Annotated in this window: 1 protein-coding gene; it reads left to right on the plus strand. The window is 50.3% G+C overall.

From position 1 onward, the window contains the following. On the plus strand, positions 1–596 hold a 596-nt coding region (locus H5187_RS25270), incomplete at both ends, for a tandem-95 repeat protein (protein ID WP_182798518.1).

Below are 596 nucleotides of genomic sequence, written 5' to 3' on the forward strand. Positions count from 1 at the left end.
GATGATGCAGGCGACACACTCAGCGCAGAGCTGGTCAGTCAACCACAATTTGGTAGTGTCAGCTTAAACAGTGATGGTAGCTTTAGTTATCAACATGACGGCAGTGAAAACCACGGCGACAGCTTTACATTCCAAGTTCGTGATAGCGCCGGTGCGTTATCGGCAGTACAGACAGTAACACTAACGGTCGCGCCAGTTGCAGATGCACCGGTTGCCATGGATGACAGTGCCACCACTGCAGAAGACACGCCAGTGAACTTTAGTTTGGTAGCAAATGACAGTGATGCAGAAGATGACTTAGTGGTCGCTTCAGCGGCTATCGTATTACCTGCGAGTAAAGGCACGGTAAGTATCACTAACGGCATTGCCACGTATACACCGAACAGCAACGTAACGGGGACAGACACTTTTACTTATACGGTAAAAGATGCGGCATTGAATACCTCGACAGCGGCAACAGTGACAGTCACCATTACCCCAGTGAACGACCTCCCTGAGGTACAAGCTATCAGCTTAAGTGTGGATGAAGACACCGCATCAGCAGTGACCAATGTGCGTTCACTGGCCAGTGATGTGGAAGACACCATCCCAACGGG

Source organism: Pseudoalteromonas sp. SG44-1, from assembly GCF_014164315.1.
GTDB classification, from domain to species: Bacteria; Pseudomonadota; Gammaproteobacteria; order Enterobacterales; family Alteromonadaceae; genus Pseudoalteromonas; species Pseudoalteromonas rhizosphaerae.